Genomic DNA, 15,284 nt, shown 5'->3' with positions numbered 1-15,284 from the left:
GGCCGCCGTGCTAGGACGCGTCATGGCTTCATTCATTTCAAATCTTTTTTCGATGTTCTCCGGCGGGGCCAAACCAGCCTCGCAGGCGGCTGGCCCGTCCAGCGAGCCGCAGCTTTACGGCGATTGCACGATCTATGCGGAGCCGCGCAAGGAAGGTAGCCAGTATCGTCTGGCCGGCCGCATCGAAAAGAAGGTCGCCGACGAGGTGCTGGTGCGCAATTTCATCCGCGCCGATATGTTTTCCTCCTCCGACGACGCGATCGAATGCACGGTGCGCAAGGCGCAGCAGATTATCGATCAGCATGGGTCGTCACTCTTCAGTGATGGCGAGAAGATCCGCCAGGTTTGAAGTCGGAATCCAGTCCCGTTCGGCGATTGCTTTTCAATCGTATGTCCTCGGTTCTGATTCCGCTCAGATGATCTTGCACACGCAATCTTAAAGGATTGCGGCGAAAGCTATCGTTTGCAGGATTTGCGGGGCCGCTCTTGTGCTTCAATTTTTCAGACGATCGATCAAAGGATCCGCTGTCGTGATCGCAGTGCCCGCCCGGCCGCGAAGACGCCTCCCGGACGTCTCGGTGCCGTGATGGAGGCACTCAACCTCGCGCTCTTCGTTGTCGAAGCCATCGCCTATTTCGTGCTGATGGTGACGCTTCTGCATTTCCGCCATCGGCTCGGCCTCGGGGTTTTCTTAACGGCGCTCGGCGTCATGCATTTCATGGAGACGTACCTGGCGGCGGTCTTTTACGTCTCGCTGCCGTTCGGCGATGTGTCCCCGGGCTCATCGGTCTTCTTCTCCGGCAAGCTGATGATGATCCTGATGCTGTATCTGTGGGAGGATGCCGCGACGGTGCGCCAGCCGATCTACGGTTTGTTTCTCGGCAATCTACTGACCGTCGGCATCGCCTGGGTGCTGCAGTTGCACCAGCCGCTGCAGCTGTCGTCGAGCCACACGCCCGACGTCGATTTCCTGAAGGAGATGGGCTGGCTGATGATCTGGGGCACGGCGCTGCTCTATGTCGATTCGCTCGGCATCATTCTGCTCTATGAAAAACTCGGCGATTTCTTCCGCAGGCGTGTCGTCCTGCGTTTCGTGATCTCCGGCTTTGTGCTGCTGACTTTCGACCAGGTCGGCTTCTTTGCCGCACTGCACTATTTCCTCGATGTTCCGGTCGCCGTATTCTGGGGTGGCTGGAAGGCGAAGATGCTCTCCGTCTGCCTCTATGGGGCGATGTTTGCCGTCTATGAATATCGGATCCGCCGCCTTGGCGCCGACGCCGCCGCGCGCTCCATCAGCGACGTCTTCGGTGATCTCACCTTTCGCGAGCGCTATAACGACCTTCTGGAGCGCACCGGCCGCGATATGCTCACCGGCGTCTATGACCGCACGCGTATGGAACTCGAAGCGCCGCTGATGCTGCGCGAGGCCTTGAGGCAGGGGCTGTTTGCCACCGTCCTTATTATCGACGCCGATCACTTCAAGGATGTCAACGATGGTCATGGCCATCTTCAAGGCGACGAGGTGCTGAAGGCGATCGCCGCCCGGCTCGGCTCGACGCTGCGATCCAGCGACCGCATCTTCCGCTTCGGCGGCGAGGAATTCGTCGCCGTCTGCCCCGGCACAAGCCACGAGGAAGGGCTGCTGCTTGCCGACCGGCTGCGCTGGACGATTGAGACCAGCGTCAAAACACCGGACAACAAGCCGGTGACGGTCAGCATCGGCGTTGCCACAGCTGACGAGGACGGTATCAGCTTTACGACGGTGCTCACCGCCGCCGACGGCAGGCTCTACGCGGCAAAGAAAAGCGGCCGCAACTGCGTCGTCGGCCGCTCCGGCATGATGCAACCGAGTTAGGCGGCTGATCGCGTCGATCACCGCAGCGCGAAGCTGCCGGCAACCTGATCGTTTCCTCCGGGATCCAGGCCATGCTGCAGGTCCTGCTCCTGCTTAGCCATTCTCAATGCGGCAATCGTCCTGTTTCGTATTACTCATCGCGCTATGCGTAAGAGCTGAGACAAAGTAGCCGTAGCAAGACTGGCTGCGCAGGGAACGGGGCTGGGCAGATTTGACTTGCCAGCCCCGCTTTAATCAGGGAGCGCGGAAGATCTTGGCGCCGGATGGCGCGCCCGTCATACCGCCGTCGACGGTGATTTCGATGCCGGTGACGTTGGCGGAATCATCCGAGGCGAGGTAGAGCACTGCCTTGGCGATTTCCTCGGCTTCGCTCATGCGACCGAGCGGGCTCAGGCCGCCCATGCGAGCTTCGAGCGCCGACATCGCATCTTCCGTTGGCGCCATCGGCGACCAGATCGGCGTCTTCGTGCCGCCTGGCGTCACCTGGTTGACGCGGATGCCGCGCGGCGCAAGTTCCGACGCCATATTGCGCGTCATGGCACGCACCGCCGCCTTGGTCGCCGCATAGGCCGACCAGCCGGGAGCGCCGAGCACGGCATGCACCGAACCGTTGAGAATGACCGAGCTGCCGTCGCTGAGATGCGGCAGGGCCGATTGCACGGTGAAGAACACTGCCGTCAGATTGGTGCTGATGATCCGATTGAACTGCTCCGGCGACGTGTCACCGAGTGGCGTCGCGCCGCCGATGCCGGCATTGGCGAAGACGATGTCGAACTTGCCGACCTTCGCGGCAGCTTCCGCAAAAGCCTTCTCGGTGGCGGCGGCATCGGTGACATCGACCTTCAGCGCCAGCACACCGCTCCCAAGCGCCTTTTCGGCGGCGGCAAGCGTTTCCGGGTTGCGGCCGGTGATCACCACCTTGGCACCCTCGTCGATGAAGACTCGGGCGGTCGCAAGACCGATACCGCTGTTTCCGCCGGTGATCAGGGCGACCTTGTTTCTTAGACGCATGATTCATGCTCCTCTTGGAAATGGCAACGATCTGGATTATGATCGTTATCTATAAGGATTATGATTGTAATCCACGGGAGTCAAGAGACAATTCGAGGAGGTTCCGATGGGGCGTTCGCAGCTGGAAAAACAGAAGACGCACGAGAAGATCGTCGAGACCGCGTCAAAGCGGCTGCGCGAAGAGGGGCTTGATGGCATCGGCGTCGCCGACCTGATGAAGGAAGCCGGCCTGACCGTCGGCGGCTTCTACAAGCACTTCGCCTCGCGTGACGATCTCGTCGCCGAAGCGATCAAGTCCGCCTTCGATTCATGGGGACACAGGCTCGAAGCAGAGGGGGTTGACCCGGCGAAGATGACGGCTGCCGACGTCGCCGATCGCTATGTCAGCGCCTATCACCGCGACAATCCGGGGGAAGGCTGCCCTTTTGCCGCGCTGACCTCCGATATCGCGCGCAGCGGCGAGAAGGCGCGGCGCATTGCGACGGAGCGGCTCGAACGCAATTTCGAGGCTTTGGCCAGCAAGGCCACGGGAGCGAATGAAGGGGAAAGACGGCGAAAGGCCATCATGGCTTTCGCCATGATGGCAGGCGGCGTCGGCCTTGCCAGGGTTTCCTCGGATGAGGGGCTTTCGGGCGAAATCCTGGAGACGATCCGGGATTTTGTCGCCGATATCGGCAAATGACGAACGGCCGGCAGGTGCCGGCCGTTCAATGGAGGGCTCTGAAGCCGATCAGGCTGCGAGTGCGATTTCCTCGACGCGCGACTTGGCGGCGCCGATGGCCTTTTCAGCGGCTTCCGGGCCGAAAGCCAGGCCTTCGACATAGATGGTTTCGATGTCGGTGATGCCGAGGAAGCCGAGAACCGATTTCAGGTAAGGCACGGCATGGTTCAAAGGTGCCGCCGGTCCCTGCGAGTAGACGCCGCCCGAAGCAAGCACCACATAAACCTTCTTGCCGGTCACGAGGCCGACCGGGCCGCTTTCCGTGTACTTGAAGGTCACGCCGGCGCGGGCGACATTGTCGATCCACGTCTTCAGCGACGAATAGATGTTGAAGTTGATCAGGCCGGTGCTGATGACGATCGTGTCGGCGGCAAACAGTTCGGCGACCAGTTCGTCGGAGGTCTTGATGGCGGCGATCTCTTCGGCGGTGCGGGCTTCCGCCGGCTTGCGGATCGCGCCCGTGAAGAGGTCGTCGATATGCGGCAGCGGGGTGGCGGCAAGGTCGCGGCGAACGATGACGCTGTCCGGCTTCTGGTTTTTCAGCTTTTCGGCGAGATCGGCGGCGATCGGCGTCGAGAGCGATTCGGCACGCGGGCTGGACGTCAGAAGAAGAATGGACGACATGGATCATTTCCTTTCGAATTGAACGGAACGGCTCGTTGCTGGGAGGTGAGCCGCGGTGTCGAACAGGAAAATAAGTCTGGCTTGCTATCGAAAAAACGGAGATAATGTCGATCGAAACTATCGATGGAATGGATGGAAGATGCTTCCGAACCCCACCCTGGATCAATTGCAGGTGTTTCTGACCGTTGCCGAAACCGGCAGCTTCTCGGCCGCGTCGCGGGCATTGAACCGGGCGCAATCGGTTATCAGCTATACGATCGCCAACCTGGAGGCGCAGCTGGAAGTGGCGCTTTTCGAGCGTTCCGGCGCGCGCCAGCCGAAGCTGACCGAGGCGGGCAAGGCGATGCTCGAGGATGCGCGCCGTATTCTGGGTGATCTGCAGGTCATGCGGGCGCGCGTCAAAAGCCTGAGGGAAGGGCTTGAAGCCGAGGTTTCCGTGGCCATCAGCGTCATGGTGCCCTCGCGGGCCGTGGTGGACGTGCTGCACGAATTCCGCGAGACGTTTCCGACCGTTTCATTGAACCTCAATGTCGGCGAGCTCGGAATGGTCATGGATCTCGTATTGAGCGGCAAGGCAACGATCGGCATCGGCGGCGCTGTGCTGAAGCAGGATGATTCGATCATCACCGAGCGGATTGGCCATTCCTTCATGTTGCCCGTTGCCGCGCCCAACCACCCGCTTGCCCAAATCAGCCGGCCGTTGACACTCGGCGATGTGCGCGAGGAAGTGCAGCTCGTCGTCACCGACGCCTCGGGCCGCACCAAGGGACGGGACTTCAATGTCTTGTCGTACAAGACGTGGCGGGTCAGCGATATCGCGACGAAACACCAGCTTATCAAGGCCGGTCTTGGCTGGGGCGGTCTTCCGGCTTCGATAATGCATGATGATTTGCGCAGCGGCGCACTCGTCCATCTCGATCTCGATGCCTATGAACAGGGCGAGTACGCCATCTATTCGATGCGCCAGCTCGCCAACCCGCCCGGGCCAGCCGCCAGCTGGATGATCGATGCGTTCCGCACGCGGCTATCCCACTGCCCGAACCAGGCCGATTTCCATGCCGAAATGGCGGAACTGCGTGACACCGCTCCGCCGCTTGCCGCCGAATGATGAAGGCGCGGAACCGCGCCTTCATTGGTATCCCTTCGCTTAAAGGACCAGCCGGAACTTCGAGAAGCCGTCGGCACCGTCGCCGGCATCCTCGATCTTGACGCTCTTGACCGCCGCGAGGAACTGCTTTGCCTTGGGACCACTTTCGAAGGTAACGGTCGTGCCCGGCAGCGGCTTGAAGGTCCAGTTCGCATCAGCCGACGGATTGATCGTGCCCTGGTCGTGGACGTAGCGGACGATGACGTCGCGATTGGTATCAGGCGCCTGGAAGATCACCTTGTCCGCTGCAACCTCCGGGAAACTGCCGCCGCCGCCGGCGCGGTAATTGTTGGTAACGACGACGAACTTCTGAGCCGGATCGATCGGCTTGCCATCGAAGGCGAGGTTCTGGATGCGGTTGGAGTCCGGATTGATCGTCTTGCCGGATGAATCATATTTCGGCGGCTGCGATAGGTCGATCTGATAGGTCACGCCGTCGATGACGTCGAAATTATAGGATGGGAAGTCGGTGTTGAGCAGCGGCGTATCCTTCGAGCCGGCTTCGATGTGATTGAACATGCCGGCCGACATTTCGAGCCAGTTCTTCACTTGCGCGCCGGTGATGGCGACAGCCTGCACCGTGTTCGGATAGAGGTAGAGGTCGGCGACGTTCTTGATGGCGATATCGCCGGCCGGAACGTCGGTATAATAATCCGCGCCGCCGCGACCGCCGGCCTTGAAGGGAGCCGCGGCCGAAAGCACCGGCAGATCCTTGAATTGCGTGTCGGCGAGCATCTGCTTGATGTACCAGGTCTGGGCCTGGCTGACGACCTGCACGGAAGGATCGTCGGCAACCAGCGCGAAATAGGAATAGAGCGGCGCGGAGGTCTTGCCGACGGGCGTGCGGACATAGGCGAGCGTCGCCTCATGCTCCGATTTGGCGGCCTCGACCACCTCTTTCTTGTCGGCGTAATCGGCAACTACTTTCTTCTTGTCGTCGCGATGATAGATCGGCCGGGCTTCCGAGGTGAAATCGACGATCTTCCAGCTGTTGCCGTCCTTTTCGAGCAGCAGGTCGATGAGGCCGAGATGCGAGCCCCAGAAGCCTGCCATCACGGCGGGCTTGCCATGCAGTGTGCCCTTGACCGGGTCGGCATTGGCGACGCCGTCCCAGCTCTTCGGGCCGGGGAAGACGAGATGCTGATGGCCGGTGAAGATCGCGTCGATCCCCTCCACGGCGGCCAGATGCAGCGAGGCATTTTCCATTTTTTCGGACGGCGCGCTGCCGTCGATGCCGGAATGGGAGAGGGCGATGACGATGTCGGCGCCGGCTTCCTTCATTGCCGGAACCCACGCCTTGGCGGCCTCGACGATGTCACGCGTCTGCGCCTTGCCCTCAAGGTTCTTGATGTCCCAGAGCATGATTTGCGGCGGCACGAAGCCGATGAAGCCGATCTTGACCGGGCTCTCCTTGCCGGCGCCGTCCTTGATCTGCTTTTCCACGATGACGTAAGGCTTGAAGAAGAGGTCGTCCTGCTTCGGGTCCGAGGCGAGCTGGCCCTTCGTCAGGTTGGCGCAGACGAAGGGAAAGTTGGCGCCCGACAGCACCTTGAACATGAAGTCGAGACCGTAGTTGAACTCGTGATTCCCGAGCGTGCCGACGGTATAGCCGAGCGTGTTCATTGCCTTGATCACGGGATGGACGTCGCCGTCCTTCATGCCGTGCTGATAGGCCATATAGTCGCCCATCGGATTGCCCTGCAGCACGTCGCCATTATCGATCAGCAGCGAGTTGACGGCTTCCGCACGGATATTGTCGATGATCGTCCCGGTGCGCGCCAGACCCATCGTGTCGTTCGGCTTGTCGGCATAATAGTCATAGGGGAAAACGTTGACGTGAATGTCCGTCGTTTCCATCAACCGGAGATGCGCCTGGTTGGCGCTGGCACGCGCACTGAATGGGTGCAGCAGCACCAGGGCGGAGGTGGCGGCAAGGCCGCCAAGCAGGGAACGACGGCTCATCAGGCCGACATCGAAAATGGAAGACATGGAAGCTCTCCTTCAAAGATCATGCATCGTCCGGCCCCTCAGCATTAGGACGATTTGGCGAGGAGTACACTGCGAAAATGACAGGACGGAAACAATCCGTGGCAAAGGGGAAATGGTTTTAAAACGCAACTTATCGCGAGATCTTCCGACCGAATCCCTCGGAGAGGGGTGCGAGCAGGGTCGTCATTGCAAAGGGTCAAAGATTTCGGACGCACCGCGCCCAGTGTGGTCGACAAAGCGCAGGCGCTTTACGGCGGCGATGTGCCTCGGCGCAAAAGCGGTGCGGCCTCACGATTTCAGCGTCGACGTCGCCAAATGAGATGGGCGGTCGCCGCTGGTCGCGGCTCTCAGCTGACGAACCGCCAGCACCGGCCGTATTTCCTTATGAAAAAAGCGGAAATAGGAGGAGACCTGTGCCCGCGCATTCGAATTCACATCGAATTGCACGCCGATCCGGCCATTGTGCTTCCAGCGGATGATGCCTTCGAGCAGTCCGATATTTTCGGCTTCGATGCGCACCTTGCTGCCGGAAGCAGCATGGAGCGGCGTCTTCGTCTCCAGGGCGGCGCCGGTCACCGACAGGTTGAGAATGCGGACATCCACTTCGCTGTTCAGATATTTGACGATGCCGAAGACACGGCAGTTTTGCCGATCGGCCTTTCTCGCCGTGATTTTCAAGTTGCGGGTCATACTGTCTCCCTCGGATACAGTCGAAGAGCATACCGCCCGAAAATTGAAATGGTTTTAGTGGCTTGGCTAAAATTGCAATGAAACTGCCGGTTGGCGTTACTGCATGTCGCCGAGATGCGTGCAGCGATTCTGGAAAGCCAATGGTGTAGGACCGGTTAACGCAGGTCGCCTGAATCAAATGCGACGCCGCGGGCGTTGCCCCTTCTGCGCGCCACCACATGTTCGCGCCAGACCGTGAAGATGCCGGCGGCGACCACGATCGCCGAGCCGATGACCGTGTTGAGGCTGAGCGTTTCGCCGTAGATAGTCACGCCGATGATGGAGGCATAGACAAGCGACAGATAGGTCAGCGGCTGAACGGCGGCGGCATCGAGACTGTCGTAGGCGCGGATCAGGAAATAATGGCTGGAAATGCTGGTCACGCAGACAAGCGCCATCCAGCCCCAGTCGCCTGATGACATCCAGCTCCAGTAGAACGGCCCGATCAGCGTCATCGCGGCGGCGCCGACGACGCCGGTATAGAAGAAGCTGGTCGTCGAAGAATCGTCGCGGCTGACGAGGCGTGTGGCGATGACGTAGAAGGCGAAATTGAAGCAGGAGGCGACGGCAAGAAGCAGCTTCACGTCGAAAAAATCGCCTTCCGGTTTCAGGATCAGCAGCACTCCAAAAAGCCCGGCGCCGATTGCCGCCCATCGCCGCCATCCGACTCGCTCGCCGAGGATCGGCATCGCCAGCAGTGCGATCAGGATCGGCGTCGCGGAAAAGATCGCCTGTGAACGAGCAAGGCCGATCACGGCAAAACAGGTGATGGCCAAAACCACCTGAACCGCAAGCAGCAGACCGCGCGCCATCTGCAAGGCGGGGCGTTTGGTGCGGGCCGTCGCCTTGAGACCGCCGCGCATCTTCGAAGCGAGAATGACTGTGAAAAGCCCAAAAGCCCAGTAGCGGATCATCGTCACGAAGATCGGCGGATAGGCGGATGCCAGGTGTTTGGAGATAGCGTCCTGCAGCGAAAAGATGGTCAGCGCCAGCAGGGCGAAAATGTAACCGTGGGTCTTCGATTTCATGACATGCCAAAAAACGGGAGACGCCCGCGCGCCCGAAAGTCTGGTCAGGCATTCGGAAAATAAGCAAGGGCTCAAAGCCCCACATTCGGCCTGTCGATGATTTCTCTGAGCGCGAAACTCGAATTGATCTTGACCACATGGGGGAGGGCCGACAGCCAGTCGCGATGGATACGCTCATAGTCTTCGAGGTCGCGGGCGGCGACCCTGAGGATGTAGTCATATTCGCCCGACATCAGGTAGCAGACGAGCACGTTCGGGCAGAGCTTCACCGCCGACTCGAACTCCGCCAGCGTCTTGGCGAACTGGCCTGAGAGTGAAATGTGCACGATGGCGATCATCTTGTAGTCGAGCGCCTTGTGCGAAAGCCGCGCATGGTAGCCGTCGATGACCCCGCTTCTTTCAAGAATGTCGAGCCGGCGCGAACAGGCCGAAGGGGAAAGCCCGATCCTCTCGGCGAGCTCGGCATTGGTGATGCGGGCATCGGCCTGCAACACCTTCAGAATCGCAAGATCGATGGTGTCGAGATCGGCCATTCGAAGAACCTTCGAAGATAGGAGGTGGAGACGCAATAATCGCCGAAAAATCGCGTCTGCGCAAACCGTCTTTGCAAGGACATTTCGCAGCCTTGGTGGTTGGATCGGTCGCAGAGGAGATCCGCGACCGCGGAGACAAAAGGAGAGGAACGCGAAATGCGTGTCGGTTGCCCGAAGGAAATCAAGAATCATGAATATCGCGTCGGCCTGACGCCTGCTTCGGTGCGCGAATATGTGGCGCATGGCCACGAGGTCTGGGTCGAGACCAAGGCGGGCGCCGGCATCGGTGCCGATGATGCCGCCTATGCCGCGGCTGGCGCGAAGATCGCCGCCTCCGCCAAAGATATTTTCGAAAAGTGCGACATGATCGTCAAAGTCAAGGAGCCGCAGCCCACCGAATGGGCGCAGCTTCGCGATGGTCAGCTGCTCTACACCTATCTGCATCTGGCGCCCGATCCCGACCAGACCAAGGGTCTTCTCGCCTCCGGCGTCACCGCAATCGCCTATGAGACGGTGACCGACGAGCGCGGCGGCCTGCCGCTGCTGGCGCCGATGTCAGAAGTCGCCGGGCGCCTGTCTATTCAGGCCGGAGCGACAGCCTTGCAGAAGGCCAATGGTGGTCTCGGTGTCCTGCTTGGCGGCGTGCCCGGCGTGCTGCCGGCCAAGGTCGCAGTCATCGGCGGCGGCGTCGTCGGCCTGCATGCCGCCAGAATGGCCGCCGGACTCGGCGCCGATGTCAGCATCCTCGACAAATCCCTGCCGCGCCTGCGCCAGCTCGACGACATCTTCGCTGGCCGTGTCCACACCCGTTATTCCAGCATCCAGGCGCTCGAGGAGGAGGTCTTCTCGGCCGATCTCATCATCGGTGCCGTGTTGATCCCGGGTGCTGCCGCTCCGAAGCTCGTTACCCGCGAGATGCTGTCCGGCATGAAGAAAGGCGCCGTCATCGTCGACGTCGCCATCGACCAGGGCGGCTGCTTCGAAACCTCGCATGCGACGACGCATTCCGATCCGACTTATGAGGTCGAGGGCGTGGTGCATTATTGCGTCGCCAATATGCCCGGCGCAGTACCGGTCACGTCGGCGCATGCGCTGAACAACGCCACGCTGGTCCATGGTCTGGCACTTGCCGATCGCGGCCTGCGCGCCATTGCCGAGGACAAGCATTTGCGGAACGGTCTCAACGTGCACAAGGGCCGTATCACCAACAAGCCGGTCGCCGAGGCGCTTGGTTACGAGGTCTTCGCTGCGGAAAGCGTGCTGAACGTAGCGTAAGCTGCTTGACCCACGGTCAGGTGAGGGCGCCGGTCTCTGCCAGGGCCGGCGCCTTTGCCTTGTCGATCCGACACTGGAAGCAATTGTTGCGCGCCGAACGCACATGGACATAGGCGATGTCGGCTCGTGCCAGCAGTGTCTCGGCATAGGCCGGGATTTCGTCGATATCGGTCACCGCGCCGGTGCCGTAGACGATGCGATCATTCGCACTGTAGCCGCGGACGATGAAATCGGGGCTCATCATCAGCATCGGCGGCTGGACCTCCTCGGCGACGTAGCGTCGGCACCGCTGTTTATGCAGGAAGATCGGCCCAGTTTCGGCGTAGGGCTGCAGCGCTGGGAAGGGCCGGTAGGCGAAGACCAGCAGTTCCTCGCCCTCCTCGATATTCTTCAAGCAATGGCGGCAAGGGTTGCCGTCACCGTCGGAAACCATCGTCTCGGGCGGCCTGTCATAAGCGTCGCGCCCGCCGTTCCAGAGATGCTCGGCGTCTCTGGTCGGCATGGCGACAAAACGAATGGCGGTCATGACAAATCTCCTTTGTGATTGCCATGAAATGCACCCGCATCCATCTATAAGCCACCCGTTTCTTGCGAAGCGGGATCGTGAAAGGAGACTTGCCTTGGCTGAAATCAATTTGGCGCTGCTGGCGCAGCAAAATGCCGAAATATTGGAAGAACTCAGGGCTTTGCGTCGGGAGGTGGCGGAACTGAAGGAGCAGTCGGACCGCACGCTCGACTTCGAGCGCCGCAATGATCCACGCCGCCCAACCAGCCTAACGCAGCGTTAGCTGCTTCTGCTCCCGTCTCTAGCTAAGGTCCTGCCACAGCAGCACATCTGGCGTGTCAGCCGTGGGCCTGCACAGATTCGGGATCTCCCGCGACCGGCATGGGAGCAGGGGCGAGTGCCTTGGTGATCAGAAGCGCTGTGACGACAACAGGGACGACCGCCCAATAGGAAAAGCGGATACCGAAATATTCGGCGATGAAACCGAGCAGCGGTGGACCAGCGAAAAAAACGACGAAGGTTGTCTGCCCCAGCGCTGCGACGTTGACCGGAGCCGGCCGGTCCTTGCGTCGGGCCGCAGCTGAGATGGCGAGCGGATAGACCGACGAGCAGCCGACACCGGTAAGGCCGAAGCCGATAAGGGCAATGACGGGGTGTGCCGCCGTTGCGACCATGAGAAGCCCGACGACGACGATTGCGAGAAGAACCGTTGCGACCGGGTATGGATTGAAGCGATCGATCACAGGGTCCATTCCAAGCCGGCCGACAGCGATGCACAGCGAGAATATCGTCACGCTGAGCCCACCGACGAAGGGTGCGGCTGCAAAGACGTCACGCATATAGATGGCCGCCCAATCGACGCTCGCGCCTTCAGCCAACAGCGGCGCCGCGCCTATCAGGCAAAGGGGTAACAGCCCGATGGTGGGAAAAGCGACGCGCGGATTCTCTCCGGTGTGCGCGCCCTGTCGCGGCGGCGCTGTCTCGATCTTCGAGAAAACGACCGATCCTGTAATAAGTATGGTCAGGAGAACGAGGAGGATGTGCAGTTCGATGGAGACGGCGGCTTGCCGCATGCCGGCGGCAACAAGGGCAGTCATGCAGAAACCGAGGCTCCACATACCGTGTGCACGGCTCATGATGCGCCGTCCAAGCAGCGCTTCGTGTCGGTCGGTTTCGATATTGGCATTGATCTCGAATGCGCCGGTGAAAAGACCGGCGATGAAGAACAATGGCATGGCGGAGAGGGCTGAAGGCATCCAGGCGATCACCGCAAAAGATATGGACGCACCGAAAACCGTGACGAAGGCGGTGGTGCGGGCACCGAGCCTCTCGATGATCCTCACCGAAAACGTCAATCCGCAGAGAACCCCTGATGACATAACAGCCAGCAGAAGTCCGAGCTCGCCTTCGGTTAGGCCAAACTTGCGCTGAAGATCCGGCAGTCGCGAAAGAAAGGCCCCCACGCAAAGGGCTACGGCAAACTGGATGAAGAAAATGCGGTGGTGCGGCTTCATCTCGGGACCTGCTCCGATCGGATATGGATTGAAACCCAGCTGATGCCGGCATAGCGAGGCTTTCCGGTGAGATAGCGACCGGTTCAGAAACCGGCGGCTTCCGGATTATCTACACCGCTGCTGACAGCTGCTGTCAGCATAAATCCCACCATGGGCAGCAAGTCTCAGCTTTTCCGCGCAAGTTCCAAGAGCTCCTTGTCACTCAGCGGCCGCACGATGCCGGTGCCTGTGGACACAGGGGAGAAGCCGTACATCTGATAGAGCTGCAATGCGCGCGGATGGTCGAGATTATTGGTGGTCGTGGTGACGCGCTTCGGATCGAGCGCCCAGATGGCATAGAGCGCCTGCAGCAGAAACCATTTGCCGATGCCGAGCCCGAGCGCATGTTCGATCAGGCCGAAATGGCTGAGTTCGATCGTCTCCTCGTCCTCGCAGAAATATTCGTAGAAGCCGGCCGGAGCGCCGTTCACGTAGAGGACGCTGATATTGTTGCGCTTGTCGTTCAGCGTTTCTGCCAGTTGCTCGTCGCTCATACGCAGCCGGTCCACCCACTGCCAGCGCGCGCCCACCTGTCGGTAGAGATAGCGATAGAAGGGCAGCGGTATACCGGGCGCGCGCATGATCGCCGTCTGGATATTGACGGGCACCGGCATGCTGGCCTTCGGCGGCGCCGCCATTTCAAGACGGGTGATATGCGCTTTGAGAGAAGCGGGCGTCTTTCCCATGGCGGTCAGGCTTTATCAGGCGTCGGCGGGCCGGTGACGACAGGCGTATCGTCACGGCTGCCCCATTCGCTCCATGAACCGTCATAAAGCTTGTTGTCGTGATGGCCGAGCGATTCCAGCGCCAGCGTGATGATCGCGGCCGTGATTCCCGAGCCGCAGGAGGTGACGACCGGTTTGGAGAGATCGATCCCTGCCTCTTCGATCGTCTGCCTGAGTTCGGGCAGCGATTTGAACCGACCCTGGTTGGTGAAGACACCGGAGGGCAGGCTTCGGGCGCCGGGCATATGGCCGGAGCGCATGCCTGCACGCGGCTCGGCTTCGGTAGCGGCGAAGCGGCCGGCGCTGCGGGCGTCGGCGATCTGCATCGCACCGCTGGAGACAATGTCGCGCATGGTATCCAGCGTCACCACCCGGCTGTCGTCGAAGTCAGGCGTAAACGTCGCCGGCGCATAGTTGGGGGCCGCTGTTTCGAGCGGACGGCCCTCGGCCTTCCAGCCGTCGAGACCGCCGTCGAGGACGAAGACGTTCTTTGCCCCCATCACCCGGAACAGCCACCAGACCCGGGGCGAGGCAAACACGCCGATACCGTCATAGACGACGATGCGATCATTCTCGCTGATGCCGAGCTTGCCGACTTCGGCGGCGAAGTAATCGGGCGAGGGGATCGTGTGCGGCAGCGCCGTCGAGTGGTCGGCGATCTTGTCCTGATCGAAGCGGATGGCTCCGGGAATATGGCCGGCCGCATATTCGGCGTCGGCGTCACGCTTCTGCGCTGGCAGGTAGAAAGAGGCGTCCAGCACCCGCAGATCCGGCTTGCCGAGTTCGGCCTGCAGCCATTCGGCCGAGACGACGAAACGGCTCTTGCTCTCAGTCATTCTGGTCTCCCTTGTCAGGCTTCTTGGCCGGGCGTGCCGAAGCGGATGCGGAAGCGCCGATTCTCCTTGCCCTTCTTTTCGATCTTGGCGATGTGGATCTGGCCGACTTCCTGCGTCTCCGACACATGTGTGCCGCCGCAGGGCTGGCTGTCAATCGAGGAGTTTTCGCCGATGCAGACGAGGCTGACCCGACCGAGCCCCATCGGCGGGCGCACGTTCTTCGACTTGACGATGTCGGGGTTGGCCGCCAGCTCGTCGTCGGTGATCCATTGCAGATAGACCGGGTGGTTCTGGCCGACCAGTTCCATCAGCTTGGCCGTGACTTCGTCCTTGTCGATCGTCTCGCTCATGTCGAAGTCGACGCGGCTTTCCTCCTCGCCGACGGCGGCCCCGGTGATCGGATGGGAGCAGATGACCGACAGCAGGTGGCAGGCCGTGTGCATGCGCATCAGCCGGTAGCGGCGCGGCCAGTCGACATGCAGCACCAGCGTCTCGCCAACCTCCGGCCGCGGCTCGTTCTCGAGCGGCACGTGGATGATGACGTCCTTGCCGGCGCCGTGTTTCGTCTGGCCGAGTATGATCTTGGTACCGTCTGCGCGTTCAAGCTGGCCAGTGTCGCCGGGCTGGCCACCTGATGTGGCATAAAAGCAGGTCTGGTTGAGTTCGATGCCCCCGTCGTCGTGAATGGCGGTGACGACCGCCTCGCACGTCGAGAGATAGAAGTCGTCGCGGTAGAGGGCATTGACGCGCATG

The 15,284-nt window shown here is 60.9% G+C and carries 17 protein-coding genes; 6 read left to right on the top strand and 11 right to left on the bottom strand.

The window, feature by feature from the left end; all coding sequences use genetic code 11:
• The first annotated feature begins 22 nt into the window (after positions 1-22).
• Entirely contained in the window at positions 23-349 is a 327-nt protein-coding gene (locus GGD53_RS00540) for an HlyU family transcriptional regulator (RefSeq protein ID WP_184452664.1), read from the top strand.
• 234 nt (positions 350-583) lie between these two features.
• The gene (locus GGD53_RS00535; protein WP_184452662.1) at positions 584-1,855 is read left to right on the top strand and encodes a diguanylate cyclase; all 1,272 of its coding nucleotides are present in this window, start codon (positions 584-586) and stop codon (positions 1,853-1,855) included.
• A 234-nt stretch (positions 1,856-2,089) separates the two neighbouring features.
• On the opposite strand, the gene GGD53_RS00530 is transcribed toward GGD53_RS00535, so the two are convergent.
• Positions 2,090-2,866 carry an SDR family oxidoreductase gene (locus GGD53_RS00530; RefSeq protein WP_184452660.1) on the bottom strand — a complete coding sequence of 259 codons (777 nt, stop codon included), beginning with the start codon at positions 2,864-2,866 and terminating at the stop codon, positions 2,090-2,092.
• A gap of 106 nt (positions 2,867-2,972) precedes the next feature.
• On the opposite strand from GGD53_RS00530, the gene GGD53_RS00525 reads away from it, so the two are divergent.
• Complete coding sequence (locus GGD53_RS00525; protein ID WP_184452658.1) at positions 2,973-3,548, top strand: TetR/AcrR family transcriptional regulator; 576 nt, start codon at positions 2,973-2,975, stop codon at positions 3,546-3,548.
• Positions 3,549-3,596: 48 nt separating this feature from the next.
• Here GGD53_RS00525 and GGD53_RS00520 read toward each other — a convergent pair whose 3' ends face one another.
• The gene (locus GGD53_RS00520) at positions 3,597-4,211 is read right to left on the bottom strand and encodes an FMN-dependent NADH-azoreductase (RefSeq protein ID WP_184452656.1); all 615 of its coding nucleotides are present in this window, start codon (positions 4,209-4,211) and stop codon (positions 3,597-3,599) included.
• Positions 4,212-4,350: 139 nt separating this feature from the next.
• Between GGD53_RS00520 and GGD53_RS00515 the strand changes: the two genes are divergently transcribed.
• The gene (locus GGD53_RS00515) at positions 4,351-5,319 is read left to right on the top strand and encodes a LysR family transcriptional regulator (protein ID WP_184452654.1); all 969 of its coding nucleotides are present in this window, start codon (positions 4,351-4,353) and stop codon (positions 5,317-5,319) included.
• A gap of 39 nt (positions 5,320-5,358) precedes the next feature.
• Here the strand turns inward: GGD53_RS00515 and GGD53_RS00510 are convergent, their stop codons facing one another.
• The 4 genes from GGD53_RS00510 to GGD53_RS00495 form a co-directional block, all read right to left on the bottom strand.
• The gene (locus GGD53_RS00510; protein WP_184452652.1) at positions 5,359-7,347 is read right to left on the bottom strand and encodes a bifunctional 2',3'-cyclic-nucleotide 2'-phosphodiesterase/3'-nucleotidase; all 1,989 of its coding nucleotides are present in this window, start codon (positions 7,345-7,347) and stop codon (positions 5,359-5,361) included.
• A 288-nt stretch (positions 7,348-7,635) separates the two neighbouring features.
• Positions 7,636-8,037 carry a PilZ domain-containing protein gene (locus tag GGD53_RS00505; protein ID WP_184452650.1) on the bottom strand — a complete coding sequence of 134 codons (402 nt, stop codon included), beginning with the start codon at positions 8,035-8,037 and terminating at the stop codon, positions 7,636-7,638.
• Between the two features lie 155 nt (positions 8,038-8,192).
• On the bottom strand, positions 8,193-9,104 hold the full coding sequence (locus tag GGD53_RS00500; protein ID WP_184452648.1) for a DMT family transporter: 912 nt from the start codon (positions 9,102-9,104) through the stop codon (positions 8,193-8,195).
• Between the two features lie 71 nt (positions 9,105-9,175).
• Positions 9,176-9,637, bottom strand: a complete 462-nt coding sequence (locus GGD53_RS00495) for an Lrp/AsnC family transcriptional regulator (RefSeq protein ID WP_064802037.1) — start codon at positions 9,635-9,637, stop codon at positions 9,176-9,178.
• A 156-nt stretch (positions 9,638-9,793) separates the two neighbouring features.
• Between GGD53_RS00495 and ald the strand changes: the two genes are divergently transcribed.
• Positions 9,794-10,912, top strand: coding sequence for an alanine dehydrogenase (ald, locus tag GGD53_RS00490; protein WP_184452646.1), 1,119 nt, complete (start codon positions 9,794-9,796; stop codon positions 10,910-10,912).
• A 16-nt stretch (positions 10,913-10,928) separates the two neighbouring features.
• Here the strand turns inward: ald and GGD53_RS00485 are convergent, their stop codons facing one another.
• Entirely contained in the window at positions 10,929-11,438 is a 510-nt protein-coding gene (locus tag GGD53_RS00485) for a DUF1203 domain-containing protein (RefSeq protein ID WP_184452644.1), read from the bottom strand.
• A 28-nt stretch (positions 11,439-11,466) separates the two neighbouring features.
• Between GGD53_RS00485 and GGD53_RS00480 the strand changes: the two genes are divergently transcribed.
• Positions 11,467-11,700, top strand: a complete 234-nt coding sequence (locus tag GGD53_RS00480) for a hypothetical protein (protein WP_348647396.1) — start codon at positions 11,467-11,469, stop codon at positions 11,698-11,700.
• A 55-nt stretch (positions 11,701-11,755) separates the two neighbouring features.
• On the opposite strand, the gene GGD53_RS00475 is transcribed toward GGD53_RS00480, so the two are convergent.
• From GGD53_RS00475 to GGD53_RS00460, 4 genes are all read right to left on the bottom strand, one after another.
• Positions 11,756-12,931 carry an MFS transporter gene (locus tag GGD53_RS00475; RefSeq protein WP_184452640.1) on the bottom strand — a complete coding sequence of 392 codons (1,176 nt, stop codon included), beginning with the start codon at positions 12,929-12,931 and terminating at the stop codon, positions 11,756-11,758.
• 164 nt (positions 12,932-13,095) lie between these two features.
• Positions 13,096-13,656, bottom strand: coding sequence for a GNAT family N-acetyltransferase (locus tag GGD53_RS00470; RefSeq protein ID WP_184452638.1), 561 nt, complete (start codon positions 13,654-13,656; stop codon positions 13,096-13,098).
• 5 nt (positions 13,657-13,661) lie between these two features.
• Positions 13,662-14,531 carry a 3-mercaptopyruvate sulfurtransferase gene (sseA, locus tag GGD53_RS00465; RefSeq protein ID WP_184452636.1) on the bottom strand — a complete coding sequence of 290 codons (870 nt, stop codon included), beginning with the start codon at positions 14,529-14,531 and terminating at the stop codon, positions 13,662-13,664.
• A 14-nt stretch (positions 14,532-14,545) separates the two neighbouring features.
• Positions 14,546-15,283 carry an alanyl-tRNA editing protein gene (locus GGD53_RS00460; protein ID WP_184452634.1) on the bottom strand — a complete coding sequence of 246 codons (738 nt, stop codon included), beginning with the start codon at positions 15,281-15,283 and terminating at the stop codon, positions 14,546-14,548.
• Position 15,284 lies beyond the last annotated feature (1 nt).

The sequence above is a fragment of the Rhizobium aethiopicum genome (genome assembly GCF_014197535.1).
In the GTDB taxonomy this organism is placed as follows: domain Bacteria; phylum Pseudomonadota; class Alphaproteobacteria; order Rhizobiales; family Rhizobiaceae; genus Rhizobium; species Rhizobium aethiopicum_A.
The sequence above is the reverse complement of the archived record's forward strand: the minus strand, read 5'-3'. Positions and strand labels throughout refer to the sequence as shown.